Origin of the sequence: Chryseobacterium sp. MIQD13 (genome assembly GCF_050496705.1) — a bacterium.
In the GTDB taxonomy this organism is placed as follows: Bacteria; Bacteroidota; Bacteroidia; order Flavobacteriales; family Weeksellaceae; genus Chryseobacterium.
This window is the reverse complement of record NZ_JBNWAF010000004.1, coordinates 225,174-245,777: the sequence shown is the minus strand read 5'-3', so window position 1 is coordinate 245,777 and position 20,604 is coordinate 225,174. Positions and strand designations below refer to the sequence as shown.

Sequence of the window (20,604 nt, the reverse complement as noted above, 5' to 3'; positions counted from 1 at the left end):
TTTTAATTTTTTAGTTGGTTGATCAGTTCAGGGTTCTTGGATAAAACAGCATATTCAAAAGCTGTATTTCCTTGTTTGTCTTTGAGATTTTTATTAGCCTTATATTTTACAAGGAGCTTAACCATTTCTACATTACCCAATTTCGAGGCAAAAATAAGAGGTGTTGTCCCCTGTGAATCTATTGTATTGATATCTGATTTATGATCTAACAGTTCCTGAGTTAATTTTAGATCGCCTTTATACACAACTGCCATGAGTGCAGTCCCCATTGAAGAATTATAATTGATATCCTTTACTTTATCCATCAAAAAATCAGCCACTTCCACATTGCCTCTGTAGCATGAAAGAATAAGAGGAGAAAAACCATTTTCGTTGGTTTTATTGATAATATCCGGATCCTGTTTCATGAGATTCTGTACCTCAGCTACCGTTCCGCTTCTGGCAATATCAAAAATGGTTTTTACTTTTTCCTGGGCATATATCATAGAAAAACCCATGAAGAAACTTATAATGAAGATTAACTTTTTCATTGTTTTGTCAGTGTATAATTATATTCTACATTCACGTTTTCTGCTACTTTTTTCATAACCATTTTAGGAATCGTTACATTAAAGTCTGCAGGTTTTGCTATAAATTTCCCATTTACATATACTTTTCCATCTTTAGAATAAACAGAAGCAGCTGAAGAAACAGCCCTGTCTACCCCATGAAAATTCAGAGTTCCCTGAATCGTATATTTTTGTGGTGAGGCTGTAAGCTTTGTTTTATCAAAATTTACAATCTTTCCTTTGAAGGTTGCTTTAGGATATTTGGCAGTTTCTGCATAACTCTCATTGAAATGCTCTTCCATTAATTTGGTTTTAAAATGAAAGTTCTTTACCGCAGAAACGGAAGCCATTTCACCATTATCCGTATTCAGAACTACAATGTTATTATCATCCTTAGCATACACATCTTCAAACAGCGGCACGGACGCTTCAAAAGTTACGCTGCCAGTTTTGGAACTGTATTTCTGGGCTGAAGCAAAGCCTGTAAAGAACAGTACACTACTTATTAATACTAATTTTTCCATATCAAATATTTTTAATTTTCAGCAAGCCCGTCGGCTTTCCATTTTATGAAAATGTTGATCTGTGTCTGGGATAGTGATCCACCCTGCGGCATTTTTTCAGGATCACCATTTGATCTTTGTATTCTGTCCAGGATATTATCTATATTATTTTTTACCTGATCATAACTTGTCCATGGCTGAAAAGAAGCTGACCCTCCGGGAGAATGACATGCAATACAGTTGGCATCAATAATAGGTTTTATATCCTTCGCGTACTTTACCTGTTCTATAACAGGTGTATTATCTGAAATCTCTTCATAGGTTCTGCTTTCACAAGAAATAAGAAAGACAAGGCCTGCTAATATGTATATTATCTTTTTCATCTTAAAAAACTCTGTAAAGATTAAACCCAAAGAAAATCTGTCCTTTTTCCCATCTCCCTGCCGCATTGGTAAGATATCCTATATCCGAATTGATTTGGGAATTGGTAAATAAAAGCTGGAAAACATGTCCCCCGGTTTCAATATCCATACCCAGCGAAAGCGGATTTTTATAAAAACTGTGATTGTCGAAATTCACAAAGTATTCTGCGTTGATAGAAATTCTTTTTGAAATTTTATAGCGGCCGCCCAATCCCGTGAGAAACTGGTTTTTATCTTCGATAGCAGGATCATAAAGGTTCTTGTGAACATATGAAGGAGACAGCTGCAGTGAAAATTTGTCATTGAATCTTCTTGAAATCAAAGCCTGGGTAAGATAAGAAAGTCTGTCACCAAATTTAAGATAGGGATAATTATCCTTATCCAGATCCGTATTAAGAGCCATCACATTATACCCTACGATATCTGCCGGAAAATTATCTGTCTGTTTTACAATTTTATACTTTACAGCACCTTCAAATGTTTTCATATTTGTTTCTCTGGAAAAACTTACTGAAACATTGTCTGTAACACCATAAATGACCCCTAATTTGGTAGAAGCATCATCAAGACCGAAAAAATTTTTAAATCCAGTGCTTATGTCTCCAAAACGGTGGGCTACAACAATATACCACTCTTTTTTAGCGGCAAGTTTTGTAGATTGCCCTGTGACGATCTGGAGAGCCTTGAAGGCCGGTTGGGAAATTTCTGAAGTTGTTTTGAGGGTGTCAATATCTTTCAACAGGTCTTCCTGTGCTGAAGCAAGGCCTGATGCAAGTACCGACAAAAATAAGAGAGTTTTTGTCATATACAATTTGAATTAAATTACGATATAACAAACTTATCGAGTTATAGATTCAAAAGTATGTGACAAAAGTCACCATAAAAATTGTTTTTATCAATGATAAAGACAAAATAATTAAAACATCATATATTAGATGAATCTAACATTTTCATTTACAGGAACTTTAATACCTTCTTTGGTCTGAATAATTTCGCCTTCGTTTTCAATTTTTTTTAAAACCCGGCTCACCACTTCTCTGGAGGTCCCCAAATTGTTGGCTATTTCACGGTGGGTAATCTTTAAAGGATTATGTCCTGTAATGGAAACCTGCTGGCGGATATAGTTCAGCACTCTTTTATCAAGTCTGTGAAACACAGCATCATTCACCATATTCATGACATCAGAAAACCGTTTGTCGTATTCATGATAAAACACTCTGTTAATTTCCGGAAAACGGATCAGCCATTCGTGTATAACAGAAACAGGAATCAGAATCACTTCAGATTCTTCTTCCGCTACAGCGTATACTCTGCTTATATAATCTGTAAAAATAGACGAAAAGGTCATCAGACAGCTGTCATTAGGTCTTATATAATAATAAATAAGCTCTCTCCCGTCATTGAGGGTGAAAACTTTTATAGAGCCTTTAATAAGAAAAGGGACATATTTATTTTTCTGTCCTTCCCTGATAATTTCAGTTTTTGATTTTATATCAGTAATAATGGCATTAGCATGTAATTCATTTAAAAAATTCTCTCCTAAAAAACCAAATTTGTCAAGAATAAATTGATTATTTACCATATCCTTTATATCATTTAAGCAAATATATAAAATTGGTGTGTTGATATAGTATAAAAAAGCTTCATTAATTATCTATATATAAAAACTTAATAATGGATTAATTAAGCAAAGTCTTTTACCTCAAATTCAAAATAAGATTTAAAATAGGAATAAACTACAGTTATTTTTTTGTTAAAAATAAAATTTACAGGAGAATAAAGAAGACATTTTTCCCACTCAATAAATACCTTTTTCAATAAGCTAAACTATACAACATTTTTACCTGATTCAAATTAATAAATTGAAAATCAGAAAATTAAAAACACTAGGTACATAATAGGTATCTCATTTTTTTAAGTTTTTTGGAAAGCTGTTGTAACATTGCAAATTGAAAAACGCAAACAATAAAAGGTCAATTATAAAACATAAAAATGAAAAAAATTATTCTGTTATCAACTTCAATTACATTGAATTTATTATCAATTTCATATGCCCAAACTATCGGCATTAATACAAATGATCCAAAATCCACTCTGGATATTAACGGAAAAAAAGACACCTCAGGCAATCTGCTGGCAACAGATATAACCGGAATACAGGCGCCACGTCTTACAAGAGCAGAGCTTACCTCAAAAGGTAACACTTTGTATGGTACAGATCAAAAAGGAGTTTTAATATACATTACAGACATTACAGGAGGAGATGCCGATGCAGCCTCACCCAGAGTAAATGTCACAGCTACCGGATACTATTATTTTGATGGAGCTGCCTGGATAAAAGTAGGAAGCGGAACTGCTGCCAATGATTGGCATACAACAGGAAATAATGATATTGTTGATGGAACTAATTTTCTGGGTACAACCAATCATGTATCACTTGCTTTTAGAGTAAATAATCAACCGGCAGGACGTATTACTCCTAGTGATGGCAGTTCATTAAGTGACAATATATTTTTTGGTGCAGGTGCAGGTACATCGCCGGATTTTGCCGGCACCGCCAATGTAGGTATTGGATATAATGCACTCAATGCGAACACAATTGGTGCCAACAACGTCGCAATAGGTAAGGAAGCATTAGCTGCAAACACAAGTAATAATGACAATATTGCAATAGGCTCCTATGCATTACGGGATTTATCCGGTTCGGGTCTGGATAATATAGGTATAGGATTTAGAGCTGGTAAAGGCATAACAGGAGGTGTTATGAACATTATGATCGGTAATCATTCGGGAGGTTCAAATCCAGATGGCAACTATCAGCTTAATATAGGAAATGCTATATACGGCACTGGTTTTTCAAGTAATAATCCAGCACTGCCTGCAGGTAAAATAGGCCTGCTTATTCCGGATCCAACGGAACTTTTAGACCTGGGCGGTTTTAATGCAATTGGTCAAGGAGGTCTTCGTATCCGTAATATCAATTCAACCGGTTATATAAGCAGTGTGATGAGTGATAAAATTGTAGTTGCTGATAGCAGCGGAGTTCTTAAAACCATGTCAGCAGCCAATATTGTAAAATCTTCCAGCTCACTTTCAGGAACAGGGAATGCTTACGCATGCATCAATCCGGCCGGGCAGATTTTCAGAAGCCCAACTCCTTGTACCCCATAGGTTTTTATAAAGAAATGTTTAAAACTGTCAGAAACCAGGATCAACAGATTAAAAACACAAAAATGATGGCTAAAATTGCGGATGGGAGACATTACCAATCTCCCATTCTGTAATTTTTTTGTCTTATTAAGAATATGGTACTTCAAAATCAAAGTGCACAAGTACAAATCTGAACTCAACATCTTTATAAAAGATTCAAATATAAAGACAGTGATCTATTAATTATTCATTTATAAAACAAATTTATTAATTTTATATAGCCATTGGGTTGATTGTGATCATAATAACTACAACAAGAATATTATATAAAAATTAATTAAACACATCAATTATTCTTATGTCTTATTTTTTTCTTAAGAATAGTAAACTTATATTCTGTATATGTGTTTTTTACACATACAGCTTTTCATTTGCTCAAAATGACATTCAAAAACAACAGGAAATAGATTTGTTATTGAAAAAATCAGATGCAAGCTATCGCAATTTTAATCAATTACAGTCTTTAAAATATGCAAGGAAAGCCAATATTCTAGCCCTCCAAACAGGAAATTCCGAACGTATTGCCAAGAGTTATCACAATATGGCGATAGCACTCACCAATCAGCAAATGCAAAAGGAGAGTATTGAATATATTGAGAAAGCATTCCAACAGGAATATACACAAAAGAACATAGTTTTTCAAGCTGAATTAATGTTTATAAAAGCCAATAACCATAGTATTATGGGGCTCTATACAATGGCTTACAAGGAGAATCGTGAGGCTCTCGCATTATTGAAGAATGCTCAGAACTCTAACAGTACATTTAATCTAAAGGCAAAAATCCTGGGAGAAATAGGATCATCATTTTATATTGAAGAAAAAAATATAGATTCTGCTTCTAAATATTATAATCTAATGCAAGCCACTCTCAAGAAAATTCCGGAAAAACTCGTTGTTTATGACCTTGCCAAAGCCTACGATGCAAAAGGGTATTTTTTTCTGGAAACCAAACAATCCGATTCTGCATTGTATTATTTCAAAAAAGAATATGATCTGAAAATAAAATATAATGAGCCGGTTCTTTATATGCAATACTGCGCTTTTGGTGATTATTATTTCGAAACAGGAGATCATGAAAAAGCTCTTGATTATTATCTGAAAACAGTACAAAGCCTGGAGCAGCACCAAATACAGGAAACAAACTATGTAAGCGTATATAAGACGTTGTCTGAAATATATGGCCAAATGGGGCAAAAGGAAAAGGAAAGCTATTATATTAAAAGATATGCTGAAATAAACAGCAAATTTGCCGAAGCAAACAAGAAAAGTACAAATGAAGCCCTGAAAATTATCCTGGACGAAAAAGAAGAAGATTTGCAGAAATCAAAATCAAAGCTGTATTGGATTATTTTCGGAATTATTCTGTCTGCATTATTGGCCTCTTTAATAGCGTATCTGCTGCATCAGAAAACAAAAAGAAAGAAAGAGCTCGAAATCATAGAAAAAGATAAAATAATTACCCAAAAGCATGAAGAATTTCAGGAATTGTCTGAAAAATTAAATCCGGCTTTTGATGAAGTTATTCAGCTGGCAAAAACAAACAGTCCGGGATTTTTCACCCGTTTTCAGGAAGTTTATCCTGAATTCAGCAATAAACTTCTGGCCATCAATCCTAATCTGATAACCAGTGAGCTTAAGTTCTGCGCTTTGCTGTTCCTTAACTTTTCAACCAAAGATATCTCGGAATTCACCTTCACTTCTCCGAAAACGGTACAAAACAGAAAAAACAGCATCCGGAAAAAGCTTAATATCCAATCGGATGAAGACATTTATATCTGGATGAAAAATTTATAAGAATTAGTTTCAATTGTGATTTAAACAAAAAAAATGCCTCAAATAAATTTGAGGCATTCGTGATTTATTTTGAAAAAAATCTTAAGCTTGTACGTTGTTCCCACCTAATACGAAAGGCTCAACTTCTTTGATTTCTCCAAATTGCTGCTCGTAGTTAGTGATGTTCTGTTGAAGAGCAGAAAGTACTCTCTTAGCGTGAAGCGGAGCAAGAATGATTCTTGATCTTACTTTAGCCTGCTGTACACCCGGCATTAATTGGATGAAATCTACAACGAATTCAGATGGAGAGTGGTTTACTAAAGCTAAGTTAGCATATACTCCAGCAGCTACCATTTCGTTTAATTCGATGTTGATGTTTCCGTCTTGTGGATTTTGATTGTTGTCCATTGTTATAAATTATGTTTTTTAAATTCGAAATTTGAGATTGTGAAAATATAAAAATAAATTCAAACCTCAAATTTCAAATCATTAATTTTAGTTAAGGTCTTCAAATTCTTTTTTAGAACCTACAATTACATTCTGGTATTCTTTAAGACCTGTACCTGCAGGGATTCTGTGTCCTACAATTACATTTTCTTTAAGACCACTTAAGAAGTCTATCTTACCAGCAACAGCTGCTTCGTTCAGAACTTTAGTGGTTTCCTGGAATGATGCTGCAGACATGAATGATTTAGTCTGAAGAGCAGCTCTTGTAATACCCTGAAGTACAGGCGTTGCTGTAGCAGGTAAAGCTTCTCTTACTTCAACTAAAGCCTGATCTTCACGCTTCAGCTTAGAGTTCTCATCTCTCAATTCTCTTGCAGTAATCATCTGACCTGGCTTGAATTCTTTTGAATCACCAGCTTCAACTACTACTTTAAGACCGAATACTCTGTTGTTTTCTTCCAAGAAGTCGAATTTATGTTCTAATGCACCTTCAAGGAACTGAGTATCACCTCCGTCTACGATAGATACTTTTGTCATCATCTGTCTTACGATGATTTCGAAGTGCTTATCGTCGATTTTTACCCCCTGAAGACGGTAAACTTCCTGAATTTCATTTACAAGATATTCCTGAACTGCAGTTGGGCCTTTGATTCTTAAGATATCGTCCGGAGTGATAGAACCGTCAGAAAGTGGCGAACCAGCTCTTACGAAGTCATTCTCCTGAACAAGAATCTGGTTGGAAAGTTTTACCAGGTAAATCTTTCTTTCTCCAGTTTTAGCTTCAACAATAAGTTCACGGTTACCTCTCTTGATTTTTCCGTAAGAAACTACCCCGTCGATTTCAGTAACAACCGCTGGGTTTGAAGGGTTTCTTGCTTCGAATAATTCGGTAACTCTCGGAAGACCTCCGGTGATATCCCCTGCTTTTGCAGATTTTCTAGGGATCTTGATTAAGACTTTACCAGCCTTAATTTTTTCACCATCATTTACCATCAAGTGGGCTCCTACCGGTAAGTTGTAAGCTTTCTGCTCAACTCCTTTAGAATCTACCACTTTCAATGTAGGTACGGCTTTCTTATTTCTGGATTCAGAGATTACTTTTTCTTCAAATCCTGTTTGTTCGTCAATTTCAAGCTGGAATGAGATACCCTGGATAATGTCTTCATATTCAACTTTACCAGAAGTTTCTGCAATGATTACCGCGTTATACGGATCCCACTTACAGATTACATCTCCTTTCTTCACTTTATCACCCGGTTTAACGGATAGAACTGAACCGTAAGGTACGTTGGCAACCATTAACGGAGTTCTGGTTTCGTTATCCGCTACCAATCTGAATTCCGTTGAACGGGAAACCACAACTTCTGCTGTGTTACCGTTTTCATCTTCAGAAGTAATTGTTCTTACTTCATCCATTTCAACGATACCGTCTCTTCTTGCAACGATAGATGGGTTTTCTGATACGTTACCTGCAGTACCCCCTTGGTGGAAGGTTCTCAACGTAAGCTGAGTACCAGGTTCCCCAATTGACTGTGCTGCAATTACCCCTACTGCTTCACCCATGTGGATCATCTTACCAGTTGCCAGGTTTCTACCATAACACTTAGCACAGATTCCTTTCTTAGTTTCACAAGTAAGCGGTGAACGAACTTCTACAGATTCTAGACCTGCAGCTTCAATTTTCTTAGCTAATGCTTCATTGATCACCTGATCTGCTTCAGCGATCAACTCGTCTGTTTCAGGATCATATATATTATGAAGAGAAACTCTACCTAAGATTCTTTCGGAAATCTTTTCAACGATCTCGTCATTTTTCTTAAGTGCAGTTACTTCAGTACCTCTTAAAGTACCACAATCGTCCTCAGTAACGATAACGTCCTGAGCAACGTCTACCAATCTTCTTGTCAGGTAACCTGCATCGGCAGTCTTAAGAGCGGTATCCGCAAGACCTTTACGGGCACCGTGAGTAGAGATAAAGTACTCAAGGATGGAAAGACCTTCTTTAAAGTTTGCAAGGATCGGGTTTTCGATGATCTCAGCACCAGTAGAGCCGGCTTTCTGCGGTTTTGCCATCAAACCTCTCATCCCTGATAACTGACGGATCTGTTCTTTAGAACCCCTCGCCCCTGAATCAAGCATCATATATACAGAGTTGAATCCACCTTGGTCAGATTTCATTCTGCTCATAATCATTTCAGTTAATCCGGCGTTTGTATTTGTCCAAACGTCAATTACCTGGTTATAACGTTCTGTATCTGTAATAAGACCCATGTTATAGTTGGCTCTAATTTCGTCTACAGTTTCGATTGACTGTGCAATCATCTGTTTTTTCTCAACAGGAACTACGATATCTCCAAGTGAGAAAGAAAGACCTCCTTTGAATGCGTTTGAATATCCTAAGTCTTTCATTGCATCCAGGAACTTCACAGTTGTAGGGAAGTCTGTATCAGCAAGGATCTTACCGATAACGTTTCTTAATGATTTCTTAGTAAGAAGTTCATTGATATATCCTACCTGCTTAGGTACAATCTGGTTGAATAAAATTCTACCTACAGAAGTTTCGATCAATCTTGTTACGATTTCTCCATCTTCTTTAACCGGAAGTCTACATCTTACTTTAGCATTTAAAGATACTCTTCCTTCCGCATAAGCAATTTCTGCTTCTTCCGGAGAGTAGAATGCAAGACCTTCTCCTTTTACTTTCATTGTATCTGTAGAACTCAATTCTTTAGTCATGAAATAAAGACCAAGAACCATGTCCTGAGATGGTACAGTAATAGGTGAACCGTTTGCAGGGTTCAGGATGTTCTGAGAACCTAGCATCAATAACTGAGCTTCAAGGATTGCTTCTGGTCCTAACGGTAAGTGTACCGCCATCTGGTCACCATCGAAATCGGCGTTGAATGCTGTTGTTACCAATGGGTGAAGCTGGATTGCTTTACCTTCGATCATCTTAGGCTGGAATGCCTGAATACCCAGTCTGTGAAGAGTAGGTGCCCTGTTCAACAGAACCGGGTGGCCTTTCATCACATTTTCAAGGATATCGTATACTACAGGTTCTTTTCTGTCGATGATTCTTTTTGCAGATTTCACAGTTTTTACAATTCCTCTTTCAATCAGTTTTCTGATGATGAACGGTTTGTAAAGTTCTGCTGCCATATCTTTAGGAATACCACATTCGTGAAGCTGTAAGTTTGGACCTACAACAATTACGGAACGCGCAGAGTAATCTACTCTTTTCCCTAGTAAGTTCTGACGGAAACGACCCTGCTTACCTTTCAGTGAATCTGAAAGTGATTTCAACGGTCTGTTTGATTCAGATTTTACAGCAGAAGATTTTCTTGTATTATCAAATAATGAATCTACTGATTCCTGAAGCATACGCTTCTCGTTTCTCAAGATTACTTCAGGAGCTTTGATCTCCAATAGTCTTTTCAGACGGTTGTTTCTGATAATAACTCTTCTGTAAAGGTCATTTAAGTCGGAAGTTGCGAAACGTCCTCCATCCAATGGAACCAATGGTCTTAGTTCTGGTGGTATAACAGGAAGTACACGCATAATCATCCACTCCGGTCTGTTGATCATTCTTGTATTAGCACCTCTTAATGCTTCTACAACGTTCAATCTTTTAAGAGCTTCAGTTCTTCTTTGTTTTGAACCTTCGTTGTGAGCTTTGTGTCTTAAATCGAAAGACAATGCATCAAGATCGATTCTTTTTAACAGATCTTCAACAGCTTCAGCACCCATTCTGGCGATGAATTTGTTTGGATCGGAATCATCAAGATACTGGTTTTCCACAGGAAGAGTTTCCATGATATCAAGGTATTCTTCTTCTGTTAAGAACTCCATAGCATCGAAGTCAGAACCGTCTAATTTTTTAGCAATACCCTGCTGAATCACTACATATCTTTCGTAGTAGATGATCATATCTAATTTCTTAGAAGGGATTCCTAAAAGGTAACCGATCTTGTTTGGCAATGAACGGAAATACCAGATGTGCGCAATTGGAACTACAAGGTTGATGTGCCCGATTCTCTCTCTTCTTACTTTTTTCTCAGTAACTTCTACTCCACAACGGTCACAAACGATTCCTTTGTAACGAATTCTCTTGTATTTACCACAAGCACATTCGTAATCCTTTACGGGACCAAAGATTTTTTCACAGAACAACCCGTCTCTTTCAGGCTTATGCGTTCTGTAGTTAATAGTTTCCGGCTTTAAAACCTCTCCTCTTGATTCCTGAAGAATCGATTCGGGTGAAGCTAAACCGATGGTTATTTTATTAAATCTACTTGATTTATTTTTATTTGACATTTTTTAGATTTTAGATTTTGGATTATAAATTTTGGATTATAAATTCTGAATTGATTCAAAATTCAACACTCAAAATTTAAAATTATTCCTCAAGTCTTACGTCAAGTCCAAGTCCTTGTAACTCGTGAAGTAATACATTGAATGATTCCGGAATACCTGGTTCAGGCATAGATTCACCTTTTGCAATTGCTTCATAAGTTTTCGCTCTACCAATCACGTCATCTGACTTCACAGTCAAGATTTCTCTCAAGATATTTGATGCTCCGAATGCTTCAAGAGCCCAAACCTCCATCTCTCCGAATCTCTGACCTCCGAACTGAGCTTTACCTCCTAACGGCTGCTGAGTAATCAATGAGTAAGGACCAATAGAACGTGCGTGCATCTTATCATCAACCATGTGTCCTAGTTTCAGCATGTAGATAATACCTACTGTAGCCGGCTGAGTAAATCTTTCTCCGGTACCACCATCATAAAGGTGAGTGTTACCGAATTTAGGAAGACCTGCTTTTTCTGTATATTCAGTGATCTGATCAAGGCTTGCTCCATCGAAAATCGGTGTAGCGAACTTCATTCCCAGTTTCTGACCAGCCCATCCAAGAACTGTTTCATAAATCTGTCCGATGTTCATACGGGAAGGTACCCCAAGTGGATTCAATACGATATCTACCGGTGTTCCGTCTTCAAGGAATGGCATATCTTCTTCACGAACGATTCTTGAAACGATACCTTTGTTACCGTGACGTCCTGCCATTTTATCCCCTACGTTCAACTTACGTTTTTTAGCGATATAAACTTTAGCCAATTTCATGATACCAGCCGGTAGTTCGTCTCCGATTGAAATTGCAAATTTCTCACGGTTTTTAACTCCCTGGATATCGTTGAACTTGATTTTATAGTTATGAATCAATTGTTTAACCAATTCATTCTTATCGTTATCTACAGTCCAATCTGCACCGCTTACGTTTACGTAATCTTCAACTGAAGTCAATAATTTATGAGTGAACTTCACACCTTTACCGATGATTTCCTCATCAAGGTCGTTGGTAACTCCCTGAGAAGTTTTACCGCCTACCAGTGTATTTAATTTTTCAATTAAAGTGTTTCTTAACTCATCAAACTTAGCCTTGTAAGTGTTTTCAATTTCTTCAAGTTTAAGTTTTTCTTCAGTTCTCTTCTTTTTATCTTTAATGTTTCTTGAGAACAATTTTTTGTTGATCACAACTCCTCTCAGTGAAGAATCTGCTTTCAATGAAGCATCTTTCACATCACCGGCTTTGTCACCAAAGATTGCTCTAAGAAGTTTTTCTTCAGGAGTTGGGTCAGATTCACCTTTTGGAGTGATCTTACCGATCATAATGTCTCCAGGCTTCACTTCAGCACCAATTCTGATCATACCGTTTTCGTCAAGATCTTTGGTAGCTTCTTCAGAAACGTTAGGAATATCTGCTGTCAATTCTTCCATACCTAGTTTGGTATCACGAACTTCCAGTGAATATTCATCTACGTGGATTGAAGTAAACCAGTCTTCACGTACAACTTTTTCGTTGATTACGATTGCATCCTCAAAGTTGTATCCTTTCCAAGGCATGAAGGCAACCACAAGGTTTCTACCAAGGGCCAGTTCTCCATTTTCAGTAGCATAACCGTCGCAAAGTACCTGTCCTTTCTGTACCGTTTCACCTACTCTTACGTTTGGTCTAAGGGTAATGGTAGTACTCTGGTTGGTTTTTCTGAACTTAGTCAGGTTGTATGTTTTAGTAGCAGACTCGAATTGTACTAAATCTTCGTCATCGCTTCTTTCGTATTTGATAGTGATCTTATCAGCATCTACGTATTCTACGATACCTGTACCTTCAGCATTGATCAAGATTCTTGAATCTTTAGCAACCTGCTGTTCCAGACCTGTACCTACGATCGGAGCTTGTGGCTTCAATAGAGGAACGGCCTGACGCATCATGTTTGATCCCATCAATGCACGGTTCGCATCATCATGCTCCAGGAATGGAATTAATGAAGCGGAGATACCTGAGATCTGGTTTGGAGCAACGTCGATAAGGTTAACCTGAGAAGGTTCAACTACCGGATAGTCACCATCCAATCTCGCAATAATTCTGTCTGTTAAGAATTCTCCGTTATCGTTCAATTCTACGTTAGCCTGAGCAATTACTTTATCTTCTTCGTCTTCTGCATTCAGATAAATAGGATCTGCAGAAAGATCGATCTTACTGTTTTCTACTTTTCTGTATGGAGTTTCGATGAAACCTAAAGTATTGATTTTAGCATAGATCCCCAGGGATGAAATCAAACCGATGTTTGGTCCTTCCGGAGTTTCAATCGGGCAAATTCTTCCGTAGTGGGTATGGTGAACGTCACGAACCTCGAAACCTGCTCTTTCTCTTGATAAACCACCAGGCCCTAGTGCAGATAATCTTCTCTTGTGAGTGATCTCTGAAAGCGGGTTGGTTTGGTCCATGAACTGAGAAAGCTGGTTGGTACCAAAGAACGAGTTAATTACTGATGTTAATGTCTTAGCATTTACAAGATCAAGCGGAGTAAAGATTTCGTTATCTCTAACGTTCATTCTTTCCTTGATCGTTCTTGCAATTCTTGAAAGACCTACACCGAACTGTCCTGCTAACTGCTCTCCAACAGTCTTGATTCTTCTGTTAGATAAGTGGTCAATATCATCAACCTCTGCTTTAGAGTTTACAAGCTCAATAAGGTGTCTTACGATAGCAATGATATCTTCTTTTGTAAGAACTTCAGTAGTTGTAGGAATGTTAAGACCTAATTTTTTGTTTAGTCTGTAACGTCCAACTTCACCAAGTGAATATCTCTGCTCAGAGAAGAATAATTTTTCGATAATTCCTCTTGCAGTTTCCTCATCTGGCGGATCTGCGTTTCTTAACTGACGGTAGATGTACTCTACAGCTTCTTTTTCAGAGTTTGTAGGGTCTTTCTGTAATGTGTTCTGGATGATAGAGAATTCGTTGCTGTTTTCTTTGTGAATCAGGATAGATTTCACGCCAGCATCAAGAATAAGATCTAAGTGTTCTTTTTCAAGGATTGTTTCTCTGTCTAGGATGATCTCGTTTCTTTCGATAGAAACTACTTCACCTGTATCTTCGTCTACGAAATCTTCGAACCAAGTGTTCAATACTCTCGCAGCCAATGTTCTTCCTTCTACTTTTTTAAGGGCAGCTTTAGAAACTTTCACTTCTTCAGCAAGGTCGAAGATCTGAAGGATATCCTTATCAGATTCATAACCGATCGCCCTTAAAAGGGTAGTTAATGGTAACTTTTTCTTACGGTCGATATACGCGTACATTACGCTGTTGATATCGGTTGTAAATTCCATCCAAGATCCTTTGAAAGGGATAATTCTTGAATAATACAGTTTAGTTCCGTTTGCGTGGTAAGTCTGTCCGAAGAATACACCAGGTGAACGGTGAAGCTGTGTAACGATAACTCTCTCTGCACCATTGATGATGAAAGATCCACTAGGCGTCATGTAAGGAACCGGGCCTAAATACACATCCTGAACCACAGTCTGGAAATCCTCGTGCTCAGGGTCTGTACAATACAATTTAAGTCTTGCTTTAAGAGGAACTGAATACGTCAATCCTCTTTCCACACACTCGTTAATTGAATAACGTGGAGAATCTACCAGATAATCAAGAAATTCCAATACGAACTGATTTCTAGAATCGGTGATCGGGAAGTTTTCCTGGAAGGTTCTGTATAAACCTTCGTCTGTTCTGTCTTCTGGAAGGGTATCAAGCTGGAAAAAATCTCTGAAAGACTCTAACTGGATGTCCAGGAAGTCAGGAGTAATGATTTTTCCTTTAGCTGATGAGAAATTAATTCTCTGATTCCCCCTTGTAGTTGCTGTTGTTTTACTCATAAAACTTTTAAGAAAGGGTTAAAAAATATTTTGATTTATTCAAAAATATCAGAAGAGAGTAAAGAGAAAAGAGGCAGAAAAAAGAAAAAGTATGAAAATTTTGGCGCAATTATCGGTCTTTGTTCTTTATTCTTTGATTCTAAAGTCTTCAATCTGACTTCTAACTGCAACGCTGGTATATCTTTTCACAGCGTAATGCAAAATATTTTTATTTACTTTTTGAGGCAGAATTAGCCGCAGTATCTATATACACGAAATCCCTTTCATTACTTTCATGAAAGAGCTGATTTTCAATATTTTATAGATTTACAAACAATTATTCGCGCCAAAAGAGGGACAAAGGTACGAAATCTCATTCACATAGACAAATAAAACTTATTCATTTTGAGATCATTAAAAACTTTTCAAATAAAAAAAGGCCGCCCCTAAGGACAGCCTTTCATTTATGAGTATCTGAAAAATTATTTCACAATAATCTTATAAGATTTCACTGTAGACTTAGTTTCTATTTTTACAATATAAACACCTGTTGGCAGTGAAGCTGTACTGATTTCAGAGTTTCCTTTGAATTTATCAGATTTGATTAACTGTCCTTGAGCAGAGAATACTGTATATGTACCTTCCTCCCCTGATTTAACGTTAAGGTTTTCACCTGCTTTTACCGGGTTAGGATATACATTGATATCGCTTGCAGTTGAAGTAACATCAGCACCAGCTACTCCTCTAGCAGCAGATCCGTTTTTAGCGAATACAGCGTAAGGAGATAGTGGAGAATTAGGAGCTCCTCTCTTCACAAGATCTGTATCTACTACAGCCTGGATACCATCTTTATCAGTGTCATTGATTCTAGAAATAAATCCTACTCCAAAGTCATCCAAGTTATCTTTACCGATAGCCCAAAGATCATAGTCTGCTCCATTTGAATTCAAGTCAACGAAATCTGGTTTATCATCACCATCTGTATTTTTTAGAGGGTATTTAAGAACTCCTGAATCTGGTGAAGTTTCTAAAATGTCTGCAATACCATTAGTTCCTACTGCAAAATTGCTGTCAATAATACCATTTTTGTCTGTATCAATTTGGTTGATCACTGATGTTGGGATACCAGATTCAAATAAATCTAACACACCATCATTATCAGAATCTAAATCCAAATAGCTGGAAATTCCATCTCCTAATACCTGAACAGGACCAAAAACTCCTTCTGTATCATCATCTTCAAATTTACCATTCCCATCAAGATCCTCTAAAGAATCTGGAATTCCATCATTATCAGAATCAAGATCACATGCATCCATAATTCCGTCACCATCTGTATCAATAGAAGGAGACTTATCGTTTACTGCTGTACATCCTTCTGCACAATCAGGAATACCATTTCCGTTAGTATCGATGCTGTCGTTACCGTTAGGACACTGATCGAAGCAGTTTGGAACTCCATCATTATCGTCATCTCTACTAGCAAATGCATTGTAGATATAATAGTTCTGAGGAATACGCACCCCTGTACCGCTATAGAAAGTAACTTTAATACGGTTAAACGGTTTAGTTGCCTTACCTCCTACATAAAATTTATTAGAATCTGTAGTGAAGAAATTTCCGCTGATTAAGCTACCTGTACTTGTGAAAGTATCTGTCTGTGTATTATTATTGTAAAGTGTTACTGTAATATTTTCAAGAACACTTACTCCGATTAAGTTTGCAGCTTTCTCTAATGTAAAACCTGCATATGTGTTAGCCGGAAGCAAACTGTTAGTACTTACTGTTGCATATGCTGAGAAAATACTTAAAAGTGAAGCAGCAGGAATAGTTGCTGTAGCATAGTTAGAAGTATTTGTATCTACGATATTTCCAGGATTAACCATTTTTGCCAAGATAAGCCCGAAAAGCCCAGGACCAGAAGTCCAGTTAGTTCCTGATACCAAGTTCCCCGGAATTGCAGAACCACTTGTCTGAATTTTATCATTACACTCGCAAGATGCAGGCTCTTCAAATGCATAATACACTTTTAAAGATCCTAAATTAACACCTAAAGTCTGTGTAACTTTTAAACGTACTTCGTTAAAAGGCTTAGTTGTAGTAACTGAAACTTTTTGTTTTCCAGTACCAAAACCAAGAACTTTAATATTAATCAAACCTCCACCATCAGATAATGTTTTAGAATCCTGAAGCTGACCGTATAAATAAGTTTCTACTGTAATATTTTTTAAGAACTCTGCACTTAAAAGTTTACCTTCATCGTCTGGAGAGATCACAAAACCTGCTTTGTTTCCTGCAGGATAAACCTGATTTTTATCCAATACTCCTACTGAGTAAGACCCAAGAAGTCCAGCAGGCAATACAATTGATCCGTAAGAATTCTTATCTCCGTCCCCTATTCTCTCTCTGTTTTGAACATAAGAAAGCGGAGCAAGGAAACTGCTGCTTCCTGATATGTTTCCATCTACACCACTTCCAGCAATGATATCATCACAAATTCCGTTATTATCAACAGGAACTTTAGTAGGATCGAATGCAAAAGCATAATATACATTCATTGCACTGAATATAGACAGTACGTTTGTTTGGTATAATCTTACTTCGTCAAATTCTCTTGTTGTTTTCAAATGCAGGAAAATTCTGTTCTTGCTTCCTCCGAATGCAGGAACTGACAATAAAGTACTGCTTGTAGTAGATTCCTGAAGTACACCATTTTTGTATGTACTGATTCTTAGTGAGCTCAACAAGTCTACTGTAATAAAGCTTGTTCCCAAATCTACATTAAAACCTGTAATGTATCCTGCAGGATAAGTAGTATTTGTGTTTTTTACAGATATACCGTTTCCACTTACTAAAGAAGCAAAGTTCCCCATGCTTACACTATTGTCCAAATTCGCATCTATTACCGGATTCATACTTCCGTTATAGCATGCCAGACAAATACCTGAATTATTTACAGGTTTGGCCTCTACACCCATCCCACGGATAGGCTCATAACCTTTTTGAGCATATACTGCCACTGACATCGTAAATATCATGAGCATTGCTACAAATTTCTCGAATAATTTTTTTGTCATTTTTCTTTTGTTTTTGTTTTATTTTCGTTAAAGTGTGTGTCTTGTTATAATGTCTGCCACGCGTATGCAGAATTACCCGTTTGTCTGCAACCTACAAAATTCCCGCTTGTTACACTTAATACCGTTGTTACTTCATATATTATTGAACCAGCATTTGAGGCGTCACATGTTGGCCTTGTTGCAGTAGATTTTATTTGTACAGCTTTGCTTACTTCCAAGTCTGCATAGTTTGTTAAATTTGGAGTCATGTTAATTCCCACATCAGATATTACACTACCTACAGCTCCCTGTCCTGAAAATACATGGGTAGTATTAGCATAAGTAGATTGATTAGCAACTGAAGTTCCACCAACCCCAATTGCAATAGAACCTGCTGTTCCACTTACATTATTATTACTTCCAAAAGCAAAGTTGTTTAAAGTAACAGTATTGTTGGCCCCAAAAGCAAATCCTCCGTTAGTAGCATTGTTTGTGTGTCCTACTGCTACAGCAATTGAATTACCTGTTGTGTTAAAAGCTCCAAAAGCAAAATTGGCATTTGATAAGGTTGAATTGTTATTACCAACAGCTTTACCTCCTCCTGCTACATTGTTATTTGAACCAATAGCAACAGCAGGAAAATTGGCACCTGAAGTAGTGGCTGTATTTCCTTTTCCAAGTGCTATATTATTTGATGTACTGTTCACAGTATTCGTACTTCCCCACGAAAGGCTGGAAGCATTTTCACCACCTCCTGACAATCCACCTCCAGCATCAAGAACAGCATGTACTTTATTGGCACTTATCATTACAAGATCAGCAGCTCCTTTTGGCCCTAAATAATTAGCAGAAGCCGGTGCAGCCCCTAAAACTTCTGTTGTAGTAGAAATTTCGCCCGCTATATTTCCTGTAATATGCCAATCTGTAGGCTGAGCCGCAAGAGTCAATGGCGACCAGTTCGTTCCATTAAAAGCTAAAACCTGCCCATTAGTTGCACCCGTTGTAGTTCCCAGTGGAGATCCATTAATCTTAACTACTGTAGTAGTTCCTAACGTCCCGGTAACATCTCCGTTTAAAGGAAGTGTTGAAGCCGAAAAATAAGACGGAGCCCCTGCAGAAGCTGTATTATTTCCAAAAATCGTATTGGCTGGAGCATTGGTAAGAGCAAATGCTAACGCCGGATTGGTGGTAGGGTTCGTAACTGTAGTGGTAAATAATGGAGATAGATTTCCTGAAGAAAAACCGGTTACAGTTCCAGCACTGCTTCCTGAAGAAACTTTCACCCATACAGTTCCATCAAAATAATAATACCCCGGAGCTGTTACGTTCACTGTTTGGCCTGCCGGAGCAATATCTGCCAGTGTTACATAAACCAGCGCTCCTGTTTGAGCAGCACCATATGTTTTTTTATTCAAGTCCGTTTCAGTCAGTCTGGGAGCAATGATCCCATCCATTTTACTTGTGTTTGAAGGAAATCCTACTACATCAAGGGTTGCCTGCCCCTGTCCTATATTTATTCCTACTTGTGCGCTGACCCCAAAACATAAGGACATAGCTGCAATCGTAAATAATCTGTTTTTCATTTTTAGTGATATTTGTCTTTTTTTTGTGTGTGTTTTATTTTAAGAAAAGAAATGCCATTTTTACTCTCCGGCAAAGAGTGAAACTACATTAAACCGTTTATTTTCGATTTATATTCATTCCTACTTGTGCGTCTATCTCAGTACATGAAACATATCTGACATCATAAGTAATCTGTTTTTCATTTTTAGTAACATTTGTCTTTGTATTGTGTTTGTTTTTTTTAAGAGATATGGAAATTCTTTTACACTCCGGCAAAGAGCAGAAAATATTATTATTTCGTTAAATAAATGGATTATTTGTATTCTTCAGTAATTAAGATACTTTATCCGGAAACTCAATTATAGAGTGAAAGCCTCTCAAATCTTTATGATCTTCAACAATATATATAGAAGAACTGTATTGTTGCAGGATTTCTACATCTTCCAGCAAACTTTGATATCTGGACCTGGTATTAGCATACAACTTATTTATTTTTAAAGAAGTGTTACTAACAGCCGGAATCTTATCTCTTTCTGAATTTCCTGTGGCATTACCACTCTTATAAAGACAACAAGGGGACGCAGTAGAATTTTGTACTGCTAAAGATGTAGTGCTGAGATTTCCTATCTGCCACGCAAACAACATACTGATACAATATGCTATAGCATAGCCATAGAAGACAAAGTAGCTTCTTTTCAAATTGTGTGTGTTTTTTTTCGGGACAAAGATAGTAAATTTTCAATAAAAATAACATTCCAATATTAAATTTTAATGAAAAATAATAAATTTCACAAATAATAAACAGTTAACCATATATAAAATTATATAATCGATAATAATAATCAAATATTAAAATATATAAATTAATTATATTCAAATATTAT

At 36.8% G+C, this 20,604-nt stretch carries 13 protein-coding genes; 2 read left to right on the top strand and 11 right to left on the bottom strand.

All coding sequences use genetic code 11. The features are described 5' to 3' along the window. Positions 1-2: 2 nt before the first annotated feature. The 5 genes from ACQWU4_RS18035 to ACQWU4_RS18015 all read right to left on the bottom strand — a co-directional run bounded on the left by ACQWU4_RS18035 (position 3) and on the right by ACQWU4_RS18015 (position 3,055). Complete coding sequence (locus ACQWU4_RS18035; RefSeq protein WP_429937135.1) at positions 3-530, bottom strand: ankyrin repeat domain-containing protein; 528 nt, start codon at positions 528-530, stop codon at positions 3-5. After that, the gene (locus ACQWU4_RS18030) at positions 527-1,072 is read right to left on the bottom strand and encodes a YceI family protein (protein ID WP_429937134.1); all 546 of its coding nucleotides are present in this window, start codon (positions 1,070-1,072) and stop codon (positions 527-529) included. The genes ACQWU4_RS18035 and ACQWU4_RS18030 overlap by 4 nt, the downstream gene beginning before the upstream one ends. Before the next feature lie 11 nt (positions 1,073-1,083). Next, positions 1,084-1,434: a hypothetical protein gene (locus tag ACQWU4_RS18025; RefSeq protein ID WP_429937133.1), complete on the bottom strand. Its 351-nt coding sequence runs from the start codon at positions 1,432-1,434 to the stop codon at positions 1,084-1,086. A 1-nt stretch (position 1,435) separates the two neighbouring features. Next, a complete protein-coding gene (locus ACQWU4_RS18020; RefSeq protein ID WP_429937132.1) occupies positions 1,436-2,278 on the bottom strand; it encodes a DUF5777 family beta-barrel protein in 843 nt (280 codons plus the stop codon). A 126-nt stretch (positions 2,279-2,404) separates the two neighbouring features. Further along, positions 2,405-3,055: a Crp/Fnr family transcriptional regulator gene (locus ACQWU4_RS18015; RefSeq protein ID WP_429937131.1), complete on the bottom strand. Its 651-nt coding sequence runs from the start codon at positions 3,053-3,055 to the stop codon at positions 2,405-2,407. Between the two features lie 410 nt (positions 3,056-3,465). On the opposite strand from ACQWU4_RS18015, the gene ACQWU4_RS18010 reads away from it, so the two are divergent. Both ACQWU4_RS18010 and ACQWU4_RS18005 read left to right on the top strand, forming a co-directional pair. Then, positions 3,466-4,644, top strand: a complete 1,179-nt coding sequence (locus tag ACQWU4_RS18010; protein WP_429937130.1) for a hypothetical protein — start codon at positions 3,466-3,468, stop codon at positions 4,642-4,644. A gap of 454 nt (positions 4,645-5,098) precedes the next feature. Next, positions 5,099-6,478, top strand: coding sequence for a hypothetical protein (locus ACQWU4_RS18005; RefSeq protein WP_429937129.1), 1,380 nt, complete (start codon positions 5,099-5,101; stop codon positions 6,476-6,478). Between the two features lie 81 nt (positions 6,479-6,559). Here ACQWU4_RS18005 and ACQWU4_RS18000 read toward each other — a convergent pair whose 3' ends face one another. The 6 genes from ACQWU4_RS18000 to ACQWU4_RS17975 form a co-directional block, all read right to left on the bottom strand. Further along, entirely contained in the window at positions 6,560-6,865 is a 306-nt protein-coding gene (locus tag ACQWU4_RS18000; protein WP_034702050.1) for a DUF3467 domain-containing protein, read from the bottom strand. 87 nt (positions 6,866-6,952) lie between these two features. After that, positions 6,953-11,218 carry a DNA-directed RNA polymerase subunit beta' gene (gene rpoC / locus ACQWU4_RS17995; RefSeq protein ID WP_429937128.1) on the bottom strand — a complete coding sequence of 1,422 codons (4,266 nt, stop codon included), beginning with the start codon at positions 11,216-11,218 and terminating at the stop codon, positions 6,953-6,955. Positions 11,219-11,300: 82 nt separating this feature from the next. Beyond that, a complete protein-coding gene (gene rpoB, locus ACQWU4_RS17990; protein WP_429937127.1) occupies positions 11,301-15,122 on the bottom strand; it encodes a DNA-directed RNA polymerase subunit beta in 3,822 nt (1,273 codons plus the stop codon). Positions 15,123-15,583: 461 nt separating this feature from the next. Next, positions 15,584-18,178: a T9SS type A sorting domain-containing protein gene (locus ACQWU4_RS17985; protein WP_429937126.1), complete on the bottom strand. Its 2,595-nt coding sequence runs from the start codon at positions 18,176-18,178 to the stop codon at positions 15,584-15,586. A 44-nt stretch (positions 18,179-18,222) separates the two neighbouring features. Next, positions 18,223-19,740 carry a hypothetical protein gene (locus ACQWU4_RS17980; protein ID WP_429937125.1) on the bottom strand — a complete coding sequence of 506 codons (1,518 nt, stop codon included), beginning with the start codon at positions 19,738-19,740 and terminating at the stop codon, positions 18,223-18,225. Between the two features lie 313 nt (positions 19,741-20,053). Then, positions 20,054-20,419 carry a hypothetical protein gene (locus ACQWU4_RS17975; RefSeq protein ID WP_429937124.1) on the bottom strand — a complete coding sequence of 122 codons (366 nt, stop codon included), beginning with the start codon at positions 20,417-20,419 and terminating at the stop codon, positions 20,054-20,056. Between the last annotated feature and the right edge of the window lie 185 nt (positions 20,420-20,604).